The 18,010-nt window shown below is 45.0% G+C and carries 15 protein-coding genes and 1 pseudogene; all 16 read left to right on the top strand.

Annotated features, from left to right (window positions below):
- The first annotated feature begins 17 nt into the window (after positions 1–17).
- The 16 genes and pseudogenes from BO18_RS02300 to BO18_RS02230 all read left to right on the top strand — a co-directional run bounded on the left by BO18_RS02300 (position 18) and on the right by BO18_RS02230 (position 17,996).
- Positions 18–275, top strand: coding sequence for a hypothetical protein (locus tag BO18_RS02300; protein WP_034443258.1), 258 nt, complete (start codon positions 18–20; stop codon positions 273–275).
- A 157-nt stretch (positions 276–432) separates the two neighbouring features.
- The gene (locus BO18_RS02295) at positions 433–1,485 is read left to right on the top strand and encodes a DUF3592 domain-containing protein (protein WP_022776976.1); all 1,053 of its coding nucleotides are present in this window, start codon (positions 433–435) and stop codon (positions 1,483–1,485) included.
- Positions 1,486–1,503: 18 nt separating this feature from the next.
- Positions 1,504–1,755, top strand: a pseudogene (locus BO18_RS34670) (DUF3592 domain-containing protein); the annotation flags it as partial.
- Between the two features lie 257 nt (positions 1,756–2,012).
- Positions 2,013–3,110 carry a redox-regulated ATPase YchF gene (gene ychF, locus BO18_RS02290; protein ID WP_034443254.1) on the top strand — a complete coding sequence of 366 codons (1,098 nt, stop codon included), beginning with the start codon at positions 2,013–2,015 and terminating at the stop codon, positions 3,108–3,110.
- Positions 3,111–3,162: 52 nt separating this feature from the next.
- Positions 3,163–4,038, top strand: coding sequence for a prolipoprotein diacylglyceryl transferase (gene lgt / locus BO18_RS02285; RefSeq protein ID WP_185752323.1), 876 nt, complete (start codon positions 3,163–3,165; stop codon positions 4,036–4,038).
- 12 nt (positions 4,039–4,050) lie between these two features.
- The gene (gene aroE, locus BO18_RS02280) at positions 4,051–5,442 is read left to right on the top strand and encodes a shikimate dehydrogenase (RefSeq protein ID WP_034443252.1); all 1,392 of its coding nucleotides are present in this window, start codon (positions 4,051–4,053) and stop codon (positions 5,440–5,442) included.
- A complete protein-coding gene (locus BO18_RS02275) occupies positions 5,439–6,098 on the top strand; it encodes an epoxyqueuosine reductase QueH (protein ID WP_034443250.1) in 660 nt (219 codons plus the stop codon). The genes aroE and BO18_RS02275 overlap by 4 nt, the downstream gene beginning before the upstream one ends.
- Positions 6,099–6,154: 56 nt before the next feature.
- Positions 6,155–7,957, top strand: coding sequence for an arginine--tRNA ligase (gene argS, locus BO18_RS02270; RefSeq protein ID WP_034443248.1), 1,803 nt, complete (start codon positions 6,155–6,157; stop codon positions 7,955–7,957).
- Positions 7,958–8,134: 177 nt separating this feature from the next.
- A complete protein-coding gene (locus BO18_RS02265; protein WP_034443246.1) occupies positions 8,135–9,472 on the top strand; it encodes an MATE family efflux transporter in 1,338 nt (445 codons plus the stop codon).
- Between the two features lie 40 nt (positions 9,473–9,512).
- A complete protein-coding gene (locus BO18_RS02260; RefSeq protein WP_034443244.1) occupies positions 9,513–9,890 on the top strand; it encodes a NusG domain II-containing protein in 378 nt (125 codons plus the stop codon).
- Positions 9,891–9,911: 21 nt separating this feature from the next.
- Positions 9,912–10,409 carry a Gx transporter family protein gene (locus BO18_RS02255; RefSeq protein WP_034443242.1) on the top strand — a complete coding sequence of 166 codons (498 nt, stop codon included), beginning with the start codon at positions 9,912–9,914 and terminating at the stop codon, positions 10,407–10,409.
- A 49-nt stretch (positions 10,410–10,458) separates the two neighbouring features.
- Positions 10,459–11,424 carry a LacI family DNA-binding transcriptional regulator gene (locus tag BO18_RS02250; protein ID WP_034443240.1) on the top strand — a complete coding sequence of 322 codons (966 nt, stop codon included), beginning with the start codon at positions 10,459–10,461 and terminating at the stop codon, positions 11,422–11,424.
- A 227-nt stretch (positions 11,425–11,651) separates the two neighbouring features.
- Positions 11,652–13,031, top strand: a complete 1,380-nt coding sequence (locus BO18_RS02245; protein ID WP_034443238.1) for an ABC transporter substrate-binding protein — start codon at positions 11,652–11,654, stop codon at positions 13,029–13,031.
- A complete protein-coding gene (locus BO18_RS02240) occupies positions 13,018–15,330 on the top strand; it encodes a glycoside hydrolase family 65 protein (RefSeq protein WP_051688446.1) in 2,313 nt (770 codons plus the stop codon). The genes BO18_RS02245 and BO18_RS02240 overlap by 14 nt, the downstream gene beginning before the upstream one ends.
- Positions 15,312–15,953: a beta-phosphoglucomutase gene (gene pgmB, locus BO18_RS02235; protein ID WP_034443236.1), complete on the top strand. Its 642-nt coding sequence runs from the start codon at positions 15,312–15,314 to the stop codon at positions 15,951–15,953. Before BO18_RS02240 ends, pgmB begins: the two co-directional genes overlap by 19 nt.
- An 81-nt stretch (positions 15,954–16,034) precedes the next feature.
- Positions 16,035–17,996, top strand: coding sequence for a glycoside hydrolase family 31 protein (locus tag BO18_RS02230; protein ID WP_034443234.1), 1,962 nt, complete (start codon positions 16,035–16,037; stop codon positions 17,994–17,996).
- Positions 17,997–18,010 lie beyond the last annotated feature (14 nt).

The following is an 18,010-nucleotide window of genomic DNA, read 5'->3' as shown; positions in this document are numbered from 1 at the left end:
CATCGTATTACATATAATTGAAAGTAAGGATTTACCGTCATAATGAGAGCGGTTCAGACGACGAAACAGAAGACAGATCTGAAAATGAGGCATCGGATACCGCAATCACTGCGGATACGGAAGCACATGACGTGCATCTTAACAGCAAGGCAACAAGAGGTGCGGGATATATTTCGGTAAATGAAACTTTTACGGATCAAAAGGGAAATCAGTATAATCTTTTCATGAACGGGCTCAAGGAGGAAAACACCGCTGACAAAGGGTTTGATAGCTGATTGCGAAGTCTACAGGATAGCCGATCAGAACACTTTCATTGCTTCAACGGTCAAAAATGAAGACATGAGGGACGGAGGAACTTCATACACCAGAAAGGACGGAATTGAATCTGTTTTGAAGGAGTTTACTAAGAAGCGGTAAAACGGAGGTTAGGATATGATTTTTCATCAGTCTATGGTTAAAATTATTGCCGTGATACTGGCAATTATAGGTCTGTGCGTTGGTGTGAATGTTACCTTTTTTCAGACACGGGGTTTTGTGGAAACAACAGCCGTGATTACAGACCTTACAGAGGAAGGGAGCGGCGATGATACAACCTATCGGCCCACTGTGGAGTATGAGGTTGACGGCGAAACTTATATCGTTAAGCTTGATAATTCCGTTAAAGCCGATAGTGTAGGCAATACGATCACTGTTTTATACGATCCGTCAAACCCGGAGCTTGCCTATGGCAAAAACGGGATGGGCATTTATCTGCTGATCGTCTGCCCGCTTATTCTGGCATTTGTTTTAATCTCTATTTTCAAGGGAAGAAGGGAAAGGCAGGAGACCAAGGAACGTCAGGAATTAAGTGGATATACAGGTTATGCTCCGCATGTTGCGGGAGGGGAAAGAGAACTCTATTTCCTTACTGACCTTGGCACCCCCAAGGCGGGTCATCGAATTGAAGATGAAAACAGAAGAGTGCTTTATGAGGCAAAAATGACAAAATTCGGTGTGGCTGTTGACTATAAATTTGATTTCATAGACCATGAACATGGAAAGACTGTTCCACATCTCGTAGGACAGGTGCTTGAGAGCACCTGGGGTACTCTTCTTGCCGATGTTCATGATACATTTGAATTTGACGGCGTGGATATATGGAAGCATTTGAAGCAAAATGGCATAAGTGTCGAGTCATCTGTCACAGCGGGTGAGGGTGCGCTTGTAGGAATGGAATATCGCATTTTGCGGGACGGAGAAGAAATTGCACACGCTGTGCAGACAAGTCAGTTCCCGCATGAAGAAGATACAGACGCACATAAAGTGGAAGGCAAGATACCTATTCCGGGCTTTTATCGTATTTGGACGACAGAGGTATATCTTGATCTGCTGTTTGTTACGCTTATGGCCTTCGCCAGAAGCGGAGCTGGTGATGACAAGGGCGGCACCTACGGAGCTATACTTGGAACACTTGATAAAATGAAAAATAATGAAGGAAATATATGATAAGAGGATAATACTGATAGCAGAGTATATAGGAATTATATCAAATACACCGTTGACGGACAGGAATATGAAGGGTCAATTGACAGCGGAGATAATATGAAGATAGGTTCCACGGTTACGTTTGACTATAATCCCGATGATCCGACGGATGTGGGGGCATGGACCGGTCTGCGGCTTCCCATACTGCTGATATCACTTGGCGCGACGGCAGTTATAGCCGGATGCGTCAGTATCGTTATTGTCAAAAGGAACGGGTTTTTTGACATGTAAAAAATACGGATCTCCTGATGTATTAGGGATAATCTGATATGATGACCGAACAAAGATAAAAGGAATATAAAAAGGATATGAAATTAAAGGAGTCACGGGGACGGTTCTTTTGACTCCATGAAAAAGGGAGTCAAAAGAACCGTCCCCGTGACTCCCCGTGACTCCCCAACATATTTTTTACAAAATGGTCCTGACATGGTAATATATATTCGCCATGTTAGGGCTATTTTTATGGAAATTTAAAGGAGATACATCACATGAAACTCGGCATTGTCGGTCTTCCAAACGTTGGAAAGAGTACACTTTTTAATTCACTTACAAACGCAGGAGCACTTGCTGCAAACTATCCTTTTGCAACAATTGATCCTAACGTTGGAGTTGTAGCAGTACCTGATAAGAGGCTCAAACTCCTTGGAGATCTGTATAACTCCAAGAAGGTTACTCCTGCTACAATAGAATTCGTTGATATTGCAGGTCTTGTAAAGGGTGCTTCAAAGGGTGAAGGCCTTGGAAACCAGTTCCTTGCAAATATCCGTGAGACAGATGCTATTGTTCACGTAGTAAGATGCTTTGAGGATCCTAACGTTGTTCACGTTGACGGCTCTGTAGATCCTGCAAGAGATATAGAGACAATCAACCTTGAGCTTATCTTTGCTGACCTTGAGGTTTTGGAGAGAAGGATCGCAAAGGTTTCCAAGCTTGCACGTATGGATAAGGCAGCAGCAAAAGAGCTTGAGATCCTCGAGAAGATAAAGGCCACTCTTGAAGCTAACAAGATGGCAAGTGAGCTTGAGATTGAGGATGATGACGACAGAGCATTTGTTAACAGTCTTGATCTTCTTACCTGGAAACCTGTTATCTACGCAGCAAATGTTAAGGATGATGATCTTGCAGATGACGGCGCATCAAACCAGTATGTTGCAGCAGTAAGAGAGCTGGCTTCAAAGAGTGGCAGCGAAGTATTTGTTATCAGTGCCCAGATTGAAGCTGAGATCTCAGAGCTTGACGAGGATGAGAAGGCAGAGTTCCTTGAGAGCCTTGGCCTTGCAGAGTCAGGCCTTGATAAGCTCATTGCAGCAAGCTACAAGACTCTTGGACTTATGAGCTTCCTTACATCAGGTGAGGACGAGACAAGAGCATGGACCATCAAGATCGGAACAAAGGCACCTCAGGCAGCAGGTAAGATTCACACTGACTTTGAGAGAGGTTTCATCAAGGCTGAGGTTATCAACTATGAAGATCTTCTTCGTGAAGGCTCCATCGCAGCAGCTAAGGAAAAGGGCCTAGTTCGTATGGAAGGCAAGGAGTACGTGGTTCAGGACGGAGATGTAATTCTTTTCCGTTTCAACGTCTGATAAAGCAATTTCGAGTCTGCAATGTCAGACTGCATAGATTTGGGAGGACAACATGCCAGATATAATGGGGAAGATGGATATCGCGTTTCCGCACCTTGGTATCTATCTTGAAAATGTTCCGAAGAACTTTACCGTATTTGGATTTACGGTAGCTATGTACGGAGTCATCATTGGCCTTGGCTTTTTAGTAGCTCTTTTGATCATTTCAAGGGTCGCCAAATGGACAGGTCAGTCACAGGATGACTACTGGGATGTGGCAATATACATAATCATTTTTTCAATCCTTGGAGCCAGGGCATATTACGTTTTCTTCGCCTGGGACTACTACAAGGACGACCTTTTAAGCGTATTTAATATAAGGAACGGCGGACTTGCCATCTACGGCGGAGTAATTGCCGGATTCCTTACCCTTTTTATCTACACAAGGATAAGGAAAAAGAGCTTTCTTCTGTTCGGGGATACCATCATGTATGGACTGGTTTTTGGCCAGGTTATGGGCAGATGGGGAAACTTCACCAACAGAGAGGCCTTTGGAGAATACACAGATAATCTCTTTGCCATGAGACTTCCTGTGGAGGCAGTAAGAGCCGGTGAGATCACAGAACTCATGAAGGCGAATATGGTTGAAGGCGCCAATTATATTCAGGTAAGCCCCACCTTCCTTTATGAGAGCATGTGGAATCTTTGCCTGTTCGTTATAATGCTTCTTTATTGCAAGCACAAGAAATTTGACGGAGAGATAGTTCTTTTGTACCTGGGTGGCTATGGCCTTGGAAGAGCCTGGATCGAGAACCTTCGTACAGATCAGCTGATCATGCACACCACGGGACTTCCTGTATCACAGATGCTGGCTATCTGCCTTGTTATCTTTGCAGTAGTAACAGATATCGTGGTAAGGATGAAGCTTAAGAAGAAAGCGGAAGGCTAAAGGGAGATCGCTATGGCGAATTACACTGACGGTAACACCTTAGTTTGCGGAATAATCGGAAACCCTGTAAGGCACACCATGTCGCCTCTTATTCATAACACTCTGGCACAGCAGACAGATACAAACCTTGTCTATGTGCCCTTTGAGGTTCCTGAGGATGGCTTGAAGGCTGCTGTAAAGGGTGCCTTTGAACTTGGAATTCGCGGTCTTAATGTGACAGTGCCCTATAAGAGCGACGTGATCCCCTACCTTAAATACGTGGATCCCATGGCAGAGGCTGTAGGGGCTGTAAATACCCTGGTAAGGGATGAGGCTCTTAAGGGATATCGCGGATATAACACAGATATGACAGGTCTTTTCAGGGCTATGCAGGAAGAGGGCATAGAGCTTGAAGGAGAGACCGTAGTGATATTAGGAGCAGGTGGTGTAGCAAGACCAACTGCTCATTTGTGCGTTAATAAGGGAGCTTCAAAGGTATACATTTTGAACCGCACCTTTGAAAAGGCAGTGGAGATCGCCGAGGACGTTGGGGACGAGAGAGTGATCCCCATGGACATCGCCGATTACAAAAAGGTAGTCGAAAGCGAAAAGAGATATTTCGTAGTGCAGTGCACATCAGTAGGTCTTTTCCCTGATGTAAACAGTGCTGTTATCGAGGATAAAGAGTTCTACAAATACGCTTATGCTGCTCTGGATGTGGTCTACAGGCCTCTTGAGACCAAGTTCCTTAAGCTTGCCAAGGAGGCGGGAGCAAAGACTTTCTCAGGGCTTAAGATGCTCCTGTACCAGGGAGTTGACGCATACGAGCTTTGGAATGCTGACAGGAATGTGAAGATCACGAAAGAACAGGCAGATGAGATCTACAAGAGCCTGATGCTGGAAGTGAACGGCGCCAGAAACATTATCCTTGAGGGCTTTATGGGGAGTGGCAAGACCACTGTTTCGAAGCTCCTTGCTGACAGACTTGAGCTGGAGCTGATGGATACGGATGAGGCCATTGAAGAGGCTGAAGGCCGCATCATTAGCGATATATTTAAGACTGATGGAGAGGAAGCTTTCCGTCAGATGGAGACAGATCTTTTAGAGACAATAGTAGGGGAACACTGGAGAGACATGGTGATTTCTCTTGGAGGCGGACTTCCCCTTCGGGAGGAGAACCGAAAGCTCCTTGAAAAGGCCGGAAAAGTTATCTACTTAAAGGCCACCCCTGAGACAGTCTATGAAAGAGTAAAGGGAGACACCACAAGGCCACTTCTTCAGACTGAAGATCCCTTAGCCAGGATAAAAGAGCTGCTATCTGACCGCTCAGAAAAGTACGACGCAGCAGCGGAACTTGTTATTGATACAGATGGCAAGACTCCTGAAGAGATAGTGGATGAGATTATAAACGGACTTGGAATATGAACAAGAGGAATTATTCAAAAGAGCTTGATGAGCGTATAAACGCCTTTCAAAAGGATGGGATTTATCCGAAACTTCTTTTGCATGCCTGTTGTGCGCCCTGTTCCTCCTACTGTCTGGAGTTTCTACGACAGTACTTTGATGTGACCGTATTCTTTTTTAACCCAAACATCACTGATGGTGAGGAATACAGGAAAAGAGTCATCGAGGAAAAGAGGCTTATAGAGGAATACAACAAGCAGGTGGAACTTCAGGACTTTGTAGGAATGCACTCCGATGAGAGGGCAAGGAAGATCGAGATAATAGAGGGTGACTATGACCCCAAGGTCTTCTACGAAGCAGCAAGAGGGTATGAGACCTGTAAGGAAGGTGGCGAAAGGTGCAGGAAGTGCTTTGAACTGCGACTTGGTGAAACTGCCAGGGTAGCTAAGGAAAAGGGCTTTGACTACATGACAACTACCCTGACCATCAGCCCACTTAAAAACGCCCAGGTATTGAATGAAGTTGGCGAAGAGGCTGCTGCTAGAGAAGGGATAGCTTTTTTACCCTCTGACTTCAAGAAAAAAGAGGGCTACAAGCGCTCAATAGAGCTGTCCCAGAAATTTGGTCTATACAGGCAGAACTTTTGTGGGTGCAGTTTTTCAAAAAATAATATATAATATAGTGCACTTTATTCAGAATCAATTAACAACAATTATAGAAAGAGGATGAAAATTTGGAAAAGGTACTTGAGCTTATTTCAAAGGAAGTTGGAAATGCTTTTGAGGCAGCAGGATATGACCGTGAGCTTGGAAGGGCAACAATCTCCAACAGACCTGATCTTTGCGAATATCAGTGTAACGGAGCCATGGCAGGAGCCAAGAAATACGGAAAAGCTCCTTTCATTATTGCAGATGACGTGGCAGCAAGACTTCAGGATAACGACATGTTTGAAAAGGTGGAGTCTGTTAAGCCGGGATTTCTTAATATCACAGTAAGCGGAGATTTCGTAAGAAGCTACGTGGTTAAGATGCTTCACGAGAAGCACATGGGTGTAACAATGCCGGGCCATGCGCCAACTATCATTTTGGACTACGGCGGAGCAAACGTGGCTAAGCCTTTGCACGTTGGACACCTTCGTCCAGCTGTAATCGGTGAGGCAGTTAAGAGAATCCTTAAGTATGCCGGAAACAACGTTATCGGCGACATCCATATGGGCGACTGGGGACTTCAGATGGGACTTATCATCACAGAGCTTAAGTGCCGTCATCCTGAGCTTCCATATTTTGATCCTGACTTTAAGGGACCTTTCCCCAAAGAGCCACCTTTCACAATCCAGGAACTGGCTGAGATCTACCCTGTTGCCAGCGGAAAGACCAAGGTAGCTGATGATGCATCAGAGGAAGAAAAGAAGGCTGCAGCAGAGTATAAGGCTGAGGCTCTTGAAGCAACAAAGCGTATGCAGGACGGAGACAAGGCTTACAGAGCTATATGGCATCACATCATGAACGTTTCTATTCCTGATCTTAAAAAGAACTATGACAGCCTTGATGTTCACTTTGACCTTTGGAAGGGTGAGTCAGATGTACACGACATTATCCCCGGAATGGTTGATTACATGAAGCAGCACGACTATGCTCATGAGAGCCAGGGTGCTCTTGTTGTTGATGTTGCAGAGGAGTCAGATACAAAAGAAATGCCTCCATGCATGATCCTTAAGTCTGACGGAGCAGCTCTTTATGCTACAACCGACCTGGCAACTATACAGGAGCGTATGAAGGAGTACCGCCCTGAGGCTATCTACTACTTCACAGATAAGAGACAGTCTCTTCACTTTGAGCAGGTATTCCGTGCAGCTAAGAAGACTAAGCTGGCTCTTCCTGAGACAGATCTTAGATTCGTTGGAAACGGAACCATGAACGGTCCTGACGGAAAGCCTTTCAAGACAAGAGAAGGCGGCGTAATGCACCTTGAGAGCCTGGTTCAGGAGATCAACGAGAAGATGTACAACAGGATCAAGGAAAGCAATCCTGACATCGATGAGGAAGAGGCAAGGAGCACAGCCAAGAAGGTTGCTCTTTCAGCCCTTAAGTACGGTGATCTTTCTAATCAGCCTGCTAAGGACTATATCTTCGATATTGATAAATTCACTTCCTTCGAGGGAGATACAGGTCCATACATCCTTTACACCATCGTACGTATCAAGTCTATTCTTAAGAAGTACGAGGCAGAGGGCGGAAATGTCAAGGAAGCTAAGCTTGGCAACCCTGACAGCGCTGCAATGAAGGAACTTATGCTGAACCTTACAAGATTTGCTGATGCAGTAGAGAGCGCAGCAAGGGATCTTGCTCCTAACAGGATCTGCGGATATATCTACGAACTCAGTAACGCCTTCAACAGCTTCTACCACGGTACAAAGATCCTCACCGAGGCAGACCCTGACAAGAAGGAGAGCTACATTGCACTTCTTGCAATTACACTTAAGGTCCTTGAGACCGGTATTGATCTTCTCGGATTTAGTGCTCCTGAGAGGATGTGAGCGATAGGTGGATTCGAAGTAACAAGCTCCTGTGCTTGCACAAAGGAGGTTGTTACCTCGAAGACACAACGTACATGAGGAAAAAAGATACACGAGGAACGAGTGGATCGATTTCCGAATGGACGTAGGATTGCGAGAGCGTAAGCGGAGCAATCCGTATATCGCGGGAGAAATAATATGGACACAAAACATCTTTTCAGCAACAGGAAACTTTTCCTGTTGCTGATTCCTATTATAGCTGAACAATTTTTAAACTCCCTTATGGGCATGGCGGACTCCATGATGGTCAGTAACGTGGGGGCAGCAGCTCTTTCGGGAGTTTCTCTTGTGGACTCCATCAATAACCTGGTAGTGCAGGCCTTTGCTGCCATGGCTACAGGAGGCGTTATCATATGTTCCACCTACTTTGGTCAGAAGGAAATGAAAAGAGCTAATGAAGCTGCAGCCCAGGTTGTTCTTGTATCAGGCGCCCTATCTGCCATCATTGTTGTGGTATGTCTTATCTTCAGGGGAAGTCTCTTGTCGTTGATATTTGGAAGGATAGAGGCTGACGTTATGAAAGCTGCCAGCACCTATTTTCTCTTGAGTATCCTTTCATATCCGGGGATAGCTCTTTCTGCTGCTGGCGGAGCCATATTCAGAGCTCAGTCCAACACTAAGCTTCCAATGAATGTGGCTATTGTCTCCAATATTCTTAACGTAGCAGGAAATGCACTTTTTATCTTTGGTTTTCACATGGGAGTTCTTGGAGCAGCCCTGGCGACGCTCCTGTCAAGGTTATTCTCAGCAGCAGTTCTTTTGACTCTGTTAAGCAATAAAGAGAGGGAGATAAGCATCAGTTCTATCCGGAGCTTAAAGCCTGATTTTGGCAAGATAAAAAGGATCCTGGCCATGGGAATTCCAAACGGTATCGAGAATTCCATGTTCCAGTTCGGTAAGCTGGCGATCCAGTCTTCTGTATCAATCCTTGGAACTACAGCCATAGCAGCTCAGGCCATGACCAACATTTTCGAGAACGTGAACGGCGTTGCAGGATGTGGCGTGGGAATCGGCCTTATGACAGTTGTGGGCCAGTGCCTTGGTGCAGGAAGAAAGGACGAGGCAGTCTACTATGTCAAGAAGATGATAGGCTGGGGATACATTGTGGTTCTTGCAAGTTGTCTTTTCACCTATGGGATCTCAAGGCCGGTGGTGGCTCTTGCAGGAATGGAGAAGGAGAGCGCAGCCCTTTGCATCTACATGCTTGGCTGGATCACCATTGTTAAGCCACTTTTGTGGTCGCCATCCTTCATAATAGCTTACGGTATGAGAGCCGCAGGAGATGTGAAGTTCTCAATGCTGGTAGCTACGCTGACCATGTGGCTTTGCAGGGTTTCTTTGGCAACATACCTTATCCGTGTGGCAGGCCTTGGACCTATGGGCGTCTGGATCGGTATGTTCAGTGATTGGGGAATGCGTGGTATCATATTTAGCATAAGATTTCTTAAGGGCAAGTGGATACACAAGGTGGTCTGATTTCTGCTTGTCAAAAAATGAGGATATGTTAGTTAAATAAATGAAGAAAAATGATTTCATTCTTATTGCTATGATACTGGTGGTTACTCTTTTTACCATCGCAGGCATAAGAATCTGGCAAAAGAATAATACAGGGGATGGGGCAGTTGCTGTTGTGACAATCGATGGCGCAGTTTACGGTTCATACCCTCTTTCAGAGGATGCTAGTGAGAGAATAGAGCTTGCAGACGGTTCCTACAATATCCTTACCATTTCCGAAGGATATGCGGATGTTGTGGAGGCTTCCTGTCCGGACCAGATCTGTGTTCACCACAACCGGATAAAGTATTCCGGAGAATCCATCGTCTGCCTGCCCAACAAGCTGATAGTGCAGATTAAAGGCGGAGAGGACAACGACATAGACGGATCAACCTACTGATCTAAGCTTGGAGTGATATTGATGAAGAATAAAAGGATAGCCTTTTTAGGGCTTTTTGTTGCACTGGCTTTTGTGCTTTCATATATTGAATTTATGCTGCCCATAAATATAGGAATACCGGGAGCTAAGATTGGTCTGGCCAATCTGGCGGTCATGGTGGCTCTCTATACCGTGGGAGAAAGAGATGCCATCGCCCTTTCCATCATAAGAGTAGTGCTGGTGGGGCTTACCTTTGGAAATCTGTCCATGATGATGTATTCACTGGCAGGAGCAGCACTTTCTTTATTTGTGATGCTGATCGCCAAGAGATTCGGGAAATTTTCCATGACGGGAGTGAGTATCCTTGGAGGCGTATTCCATAACGTGGGCCAGATCATAGTTGCAATGCTGGTTTTGGAAACCGGAAGTCTTATCTATTACCTTCCTTTCCTTATCGTAATTGGAACCATTACAGGTGTTATTATTGGAGTTATAGCAAACCTCATTACTGTGAGGGTGAAAAGAGCTTTTGTTATGTGACAGTGTAGTTTAGGAGTTGTTTTTGTAAGATCATCGCAGGGAGAATGCCATGGTTGGAATCAGGGAAATAGCTTTAAAGGCCGGTGTGTCAATGACCACGGTTTCAAATGTTCTTAACAAGAAAAAGAATGTGGGAGCGGGGACTCGTGAAAAGATCCTTAAGATCGCTGATGAACTGGGATATATTCACAAGGAACAAAACGGAATAGACGGAAAGAGGCGGACCATTATCGTCAGCTTTAGTGATTTTGATACACTCTTTTACCTGGATATACTTCATGGAGTTAGTGATTACGTGGGCAAACAGGGATATCATATTCTTATTTGCAACGGCGATGACCTTGCCCATTATTCCGATCCGGATGAGGTCTGTGGATGCATAATCTTAAGCTCACAGATACTGGATTCCCAGGTTCTTGCTGTGGCAGACAAGGGACTTCCGGTAATAACCCTGGACAGGGAACTGGATCATCCCAATGTGAAGGCCATGATCGTCAATAACTACGAGGGCGAGAGACAGCTTATACAAAAGCTTGTGGATGAGGGATATAAGTCCTTTGCCTTTCTTTCGGGGCAGAACACAGCTGACAATAAGGAACGCTATAACGCCTTCAGGGATGTCCTTAAGACCAACAAGATCTCTTTTAACAGAAATGATCTGTACGAGGGGGACTGGAGAGAAAAGAGCGGAGTTCAGGCAGCAAGGCTTATCATGCTTCAGGATAAGATGCCATCAGTCCTGGTCTGTGCCAACGATATGATGGCCATTGGAGCGATCCGCTATTTTACAGAGAATGGCATTAGAGTGCCTGAGGACATTTCGGTATGCGGCTTTGACGATATAATTATTTCCCGCTATATGGGACTGACTACGGTAAGTGTTCCGGATTATGAGAGAGGCTTTCTGGCGGGACAGGCTCTTTTGAGTATACTGGATGGATCCGGAGATTATGAGACCTACAGGATCGGAGCCAGGGTGAAATGGAGGAAGACAGCACAGCTTTCCCATAAGTGATAACCTGATATTTAACCGGTTTTTACTAAAATAGTAAAGGATTTTAGTAAAATATATCTGAGTTTAGTAAAATTACAAACCTTCCATGTGTGAAAATTACATATGGAAGGCCTTTTTTTATATCAAACAACCAAAAATAACATGCATTATTGCGGATTATTTAGTGAATTGCTTAGTATATAAGCATCAGAGCGAACGAAGCATTTTTCATAATAAAGGAGGAGAACATGAAGAAGAAAGCATTAGCACTTTTGCTCGCAGCAACATCAACAATTACATTTGCACTGGCAGGCTGTGGAGTTACCACTACAGGTAACACAGAGACTACAGGCAGCACATCATCTGACGCAACTACACAGAAAGCCACAACGGCTCAGACACCTGCAGCAACAGCTGATGATGCTGAAGGAACAACAATCAGACTGGTTAATAACAAGGCTGAGATACAGGAAGGCCTGGCTATCCTTGCAGACACTTATAAGGAGCAGACCGGTGTAACAGTTTCCATCGATACAATTGGTGGTGGACAGGATACACAGGCAATCCTTAAGAACTACTATCAGGCAGGCAATATGCCGGATATCTTCGTATTTGAAGGTGATACACACTATGAGACCTGGAAAGACCTTCTTGCTGATCTTTCAGATGAAGCATGGACCAAGGATACAGAGGCTGAGTATGTAGCTGCTGATGGTCATGTATATGGTTTTCCAACAACGACAGAGGCAATTGGACTGTCATACAACAAGTCAATCCTCGACAAGGCAGGAATTGATCCTAAGTCTATCACAGGTCCTGAGAGCATGAGAGCAGCTTTTGAAAAGCTTGATTCCATGAAGGATGAGCTTGGCCTCACAGCAGTTGTTGGTTATTATACAGAGTCCGCAAATCTCTGGTGGACAGCTGGACAGCACCTGTTTGGAACATACCTTGATTCCGGACTTGCGCGTAACGATACAACATATCTTGATCTCATCAATGATGGCGGAAAGCTTGATATGGACCGTGCTAAGCCTTTCGCAGAGATGGTAGCTCTTTTCAATGAGTACACAGACCCTAAGGGTATTTCAGGATCCTATGATGATCAGGTTCTTGGCTTTGCAAGCGGAAAGTACGCTTTCGTAACTCAGGGATCTTGGATTGGTGCATCTATGACAACAACCTATGCTGATCAGTACGCTGAGGCAGGAAACTTTGAAGTAGGAATGATCCCTTATGCATTCATCGAGGGTCAGGACACAATACAGACAAATTCACCTAACTGGTGGGGACTTTACAGTGATGGAAACGTTGAAGCATCCAAGGCATTTATCCAGTGGTGCTCAGAAAACGAAGGGGGACAGCAGATCCTTGCTGAGAAGTGCGGCTGCGTTTCACCTTTCACTTCATCAAAGTATGCTCCTGAAGATCCTTATGCAGCAACAATCGGTGAGTATACAGCAGCAGGAAAGACTTCAGCTTGGCACTGGCAGGGCTGGAAAGCAGGACTTGCCCAGAATGTAACATCCGTAGTATTCCAGGATTTTGCAAAGGGCTCAATTAAAGATACAGATCAGTTCCTTGATACACTTCAGAAAGCAATAGAGGCATATTATGCACAACAGTAATCGTGTCATTATACGAGACGAGAACTACGACAACAAAACACTTAGATTAAATGAAACATTGTTTTCAAATGCCAATGGGTACATTGGAGTCAGGGGCACACTTGAAGAAGGTGTGCCCGATGACTTTAATACCATGCGAGGGATGTACCTGGCGGGGGTCTATGAGATCATTCCCATGAAGCAGGCTGAGAGTCTGTGCAATCTGGTTGAACAAAAGCAGACAATGCTAAATGTGGCGGATACACAGTCCATAGATCTTTACATCTGTGGAGAGCGCTTTGACCTGGGAACCGGGGAAATCATCTCCAACAAGAGGATCCTGGACATGGACAATGGCTTCACCTCCAGGCAGATCCTTTGGAAGAGCCCCCTTGGCAATACGGTAAAGATAGTTACAAAAAGGATGACTCACTTTGACATCCCCCAGCTCTTCACTATTGAATACAGTGTTACTTCCATGGACTTTGATGGTGAGATAGTTTTTGATTCCTGGCACATAGGTAATGTCACAAACTATTCGGATCCAACAGATCCAAGACTTGCAGCAGAAAGTCCATCTTACCTTACGGTCAATTGTGCTGAGGCTATTGACAATTCCATCTTTTGTGTGAGCAGTACAAAGGTAAGTAACATAAGTATTGCTTCAGCCACTTCCAACATCCTGATAGGCGAGGACGATTATATCGATGTGTATGACAATACCGATGATAGGCGGGTATGCACTTATATCAAAGGGCATATTTCAGAGGGACAGGAAATACGCCTCGTAAAGTTCTCTTCTTTTTCTGACTCACTGAAGAGTGAAGATCCGGCAAAAGACGCTATGGCGGTCCTACAGGATGCCCTGGAAGAGGTGGGATCTGATGGAAGCGGTCTTGAGCACTTATACGATAGACAGACAAAGATCCTTAAAAGTTTTTGGGATCAGTCAGCAGTGGAGATCTACGGCGATGACGACCTGGATCTTGCCATGAGCTTCAATATGTATCAGTTATTCTGCTCAGCTCCAAGGACACCCGGATACAGCATGGCTGCAAAGGGGCTTACAGGAGAGGGCTACGAAGGTCATTATTTCTGGGATACAGAGATGTATGCACTTCCTTTCTTTACCCTGACTGATGCAAAGCTTACAAGAAATATACTACATTTCAGATATAAGACCCTTCAGAAGGCTAAGGAAAACGCCGGCCTTCTTGGGCACAAAAAGGGTGCACTCTATCCTTGGCGTACCATAACCGGCGAAGAGTGCTCTGGATATTTCCCCAGCGGAACAGCTGCGTACCATATCAATGGCGCTGTTTCCTATGCAATCGTTCAGTACTTTCTTGCAACCGGAGATGAGAGCTTCATCCTGAAGGAAGGAGCGGAGATACTTGTTGAGATAGCAAGACTGTGGCTGGATACAGGAAACTACGATCGCAAGGGCCGCTTTGTTATTAACGAAGTTACAGGTCCTGACGAGTACACCTGCATGGTGGACAACAATTTCTATACCAACTGTGCAGCAGCCCATGGAATGAAATGGACCATAAAGCTTTTAGAAAAATTTGCCAACACTCCTGAGATCATAGCGCTCAAGCAAAAGCTTGCTCTCACTGATAAGGAGATCCTTGATATTTCAAAGGCGGCAGAGAGCATTTACATTCCCTATGATGAAGAACTTGGAATAAATCCTCAGGATGATTCGTTCCTTCAAAAGCCCGTCTGGGATCTTGCTTCGACCCCAAAGGAGGAGTTCCCACTGCTTCTTCATTATCATCCTTTGCACCTTTACAGATATCAGGTCTGCAAACAGGCGGATACGGTTCTGGCTCATTTTCTTTTCCCTGACAGCGCAAGCGTCGAGACCATGGAAAAGAGCTTTAGGTACTACGAGAAGATAACGACTCACGATTCGTCCCTGTCCACCTGCGTGTTCTCAATGCAGGCATCAAGACTTGGATTATATGACAAAGCAGCTGAGTATTTCGGAGATTCTGCAAAGCTGGATCTTTTAAACCTTCATGGAAACAGTGCAGATGGAGTACATACAGCCAATATGGGTGGCTCCTACATGGCATTTATCTATGGCTTTGGCGGCATAAGAATTGACGAGGAGGGCCTTTCCATCAATCCTTTCCTGCCGGGAACACTTAAGGGGTATTCTTTCAAATTTGGGTATCATGGCAGACTGATCAAAGTTTCTGTAGATGCTAAAGAGACTTTGGTGGAACTTGTAAGCGGGGAAGATCTTGAATTCAGCCATGGAAAAGAGCGTTATAGGCTTACCGGGGGAGAAAAATGCAATATAAAGCAATAATATTTGATCTTGATGGAGTACTTGTTTTTACCGACAAGTATCACTACCTGGCATGGAAAAAGCTTGCCGACAGATTAGGAATAGACTTTACTGAGAAAGACAACGACAGATTAAGGGGAGTCAGCAGAGAAGAGAGCTTTGACATCATTCTTGAAAAATATCAGGGTGACCCGATCCCAGAGGATAAGAAAAAAGAGTATCTGGAGGAGAAGAATGACATCTACAGGGAAAGCCTTGGAGAAATGACAAAGGATGATGTGACAGACGAAGTTCGAAAGACTCTTCTTGGGCTTAGGGAAGCCGGATACAGACTTGCTATAGGTTCTTCCAGCAAGAACACAGCATATATCCTTGAGAGATGCGAACTGACGGATGCCTTTGACAAGGTGGCTGACGGAACAATGATTACCAGATCAAAACCGGACCCTGAGGTGTTCCTTAAGGCAGCTCAGTTCCTTGGAGAAAACCCATCTGACTGTCTTGTGGTAGAGGATGCAGATGCAGGAATTACTGCCGCTCATGCAGCGGGAATGGATGCTGTAGCCATAGGCGCAGCAGGAAGCGGACGAGCTGACTACAACATAAGTTCTTTTAAAGAACTTTTGGATATTTTATGTGAATGAAAAATGTGTATAGCCTTGAAAAAAGGGAACTGTCTGACAGTTCCCTTTTGTGATAAGATTTTTTTACCGGAGGGCATAATTATGATCAGAAAGTACAGGATTGGAGAGCCGATCCCAACGGATTCGGTGGTAAAAGAAATTGAGATAACAGAGGGCAGCATTCCCTATTTTTCAATGGATACTGAGGGAAAAGAGCTGTCTCTTCTGCTTGAAAAAAATGACAAGGTCTTTGGACTTGGTGAAACTGTAAGGGGAATAAATAAGAGGGGATGGCTGTACAGCAGCAATAATTCGGATGATCCCAATCATACCGAGAATAAGCACTCCCTCTATGCATCACAGAATTTCTTTGTGGTGTTCTCTAAGAAAAGACAATTTGGCGTATATGTGGATACTCCCGGAAAGGTGAACTTTGACATTGGATATTCAAAGCTTGATAAGCTGACTGTGGCTTTTGAAGATTTCGATGCTGACATATATATCGTTGATGGCGACAGCGTTTTGGACATCGTCAGTCAGTTCAGACAGATCATTGGCAGGAGCTATATTCCCCCAAGGTGGGCCTTTGGATTTGGCCAGAGCAGATGGAGCTATATGACTGCGGATGAAGTCCGGGAGGTGGCTGATAAGTACCAGGAAGCTGGAATCCCGCTGGACATGATCTATCTTGATATTGATTACATGGAGAGGTACAAGGACTTTACAGTAGATGATAGCTCTTTTCCTGAGTTCCCGAAGTTTGTAGAGGAGATGAGAGCAAGGGGCATCCATCTTGTGCCTATCATTGATGCCGGCGTCAAGATCGAAGAGGGGTACGATGTATACGAGGAAGGCGTTGAAAAGGGATATTTTGTAAAAAAAGATAATGGCGAAAACCTGGTGGCTGCTGTCTGGCCGGGAAAGGTGCATTTTCCTGACTTTTTGAATGAGGAGGCCAGAGCCTGGTTTGGAAATAAGTATAAGGTTTTGATGGACCAGGGAATTGACGGATTCTGGAATGACATGAATGAGCCGGCCATATTCTATATCCAGGATCATCTGGAGGAAGTTTTTGAGCAGATAGAGGATTATAAGGGCAAGAACCTGGATGTGCAGTCGTTCTTTGACTTTAAGGATCTGGTTGGCTCCATTGATAATAATCCGGAGGATTACAAGCGCTTTTATCATGAATATAAGGGCAGGAGGATCAGGCACGACAAGGTTCATAATCTCTTTGGCTATAACATGACAAGGGCAGCAGGGGAGGCTTTTGAAAAGCTTTCTCCGGATAAAAGGATATTGATGTTCTCAAGGTCTTCATATATCGGAATGCATCGCTATGGCGGTATCTGGCACGGCGACAACCATTCCTGGTGGTCACATCTGCTTTTGAATATCCAGCAGATGCCGGCTGTTAATATGTGTGGATTCTTGTACACTGGCGCTGATATTGGCGGCTTCGGAAGTGATACCACAGAGGACCTGGTGCTTAGATGGACAGCCTTTGGCATATTCACACCTCTTTTCAGAAATCACTCTGCAAGATACACCAGAAGGCAGGAACTGTATCGCTTTGATAATGTGCCGGTGCTCAGGGATTTTATAAGGCTAAGATATGCGCTGATCCCTTATCTGTACTCGGAATTTATGAAGGCTGCGCTAAATGACAGGATGCTCTTTAAGCCCCTGTGCTTTGAGTATGATGACGACAGAAGCGCACTTGTGGAGGATCAGCTTCTTCTTGGTGAGAGCATAATGCTGGCTCCGGTTTATACCCAGAATGCGCAGGGAAGATATGTTTATCTGCCTGAGGAGATGAAACTTGTGAGATTCAGGGCATTTGATGACTATGATGAAGATGTTATGAGTGCCGGGGACCATTATGTCAGGGCAGAGCTTAATGAGATCCTTGTGTTTGTTCGAAAGGGCCATGTATTGCCTCTGGCAAAACCTGAAAAGAGCATGGGAAAAGTGGGCGTTTCAGATCTGACATTTATTTGTCATGGCGCAGAGCCAGGCTCCTATGATCTCTATTCTGATGATGGTGAAAGCAGAGTTGTTTGAGTAGTTGAAATAAA

The sequence above is a fragment of the Butyrivibrio sp. AE2032 genome, from assembly GCF_000702965.1.
This window is presented reverse-complemented; position numbering and strand designations above follow the sequence as displayed.

Coding starts and splice junctions, on each gene's coding strand:
- BO18_RS02295 (WP_022776976.1), top strand. CDS start 433: ATGATTTTTCATCAGTCTATGGTTAAAATTATTGCCGTGATACTGGCA.
- ychF (WP_034443254.1), top strand. CDS start 2,013: ATGAAACTCGGCATTGTCGGTCTTCCAAACGTTGGAAAGAGTACACTT.
- lgt (WP_185752323.1), top strand. CDS start 3,163: ATGCCAGATATAATGGGGAAGATGGATATCGCGTTTCCGCACCTTGGT.
- aroE (WP_034443252.1), top strand. CDS start 4,051: ATGGCGAATTACACTGACGGTAACACCTTAGTTTGCGGAATAATCGGA.
- BO18_RS02275 (WP_034443250.1), top strand. CDS start 5,439: ATGAACAAGAGGAATTATTCAAAAGAGCTTGATGAGCGTATAAACGCC.
- BO18_RS02265 (WP_034443246.1), top strand. CDS start 8,135: ATGGACACAAAACATCTTTTCAGCAACAGGAAACTTTTCCTGTTGCTG.
- BO18_RS02260 (WP_034443244.1), top strand. CDS start 9,513: ATGAAGAAAAATGATTTCATTCTTATTGCTATGATACTGGTGGTTACT.
- BO18_RS02255 (WP_034443242.1), top strand. CDS start 9,912: ATGAAGAATAAAAGGATAGCCTTTTTAGGGCTTTTTGTTGCACTGGCT.
- BO18_RS02250 (WP_034443240.1), top strand. CDS start 10,459: ATGGTTGGAATCAGGGAAATAGCTTTAAAGGCCGGTGTGTCAATGACC.
- BO18_RS02245 (WP_034443238.1), top strand. CDS start 11,652: ATGAAGAAGAAAGCATTAGCACTTTTGCTCGCAGCAACATCAACAATT.
- BO18_RS02240 (WP_051688446.1), top strand. CDS start 13,018: ATGCACAACAGTAATCGTGTCATTATACGAGACGAGAACTACGACAAC.
- pgmB (WP_034443236.1), top strand. CDS start 15,312: ATGCAATATAAAGCAATAATATTTGATCTTGATGGAGTACTTGTTTTT.
- BO18_RS02230 (WP_034443234.1), top strand. CDS start 16,035: ATGATCAGAAAGTACAGGATTGGAGAGCCGATCCCAACGGATTCGGTG.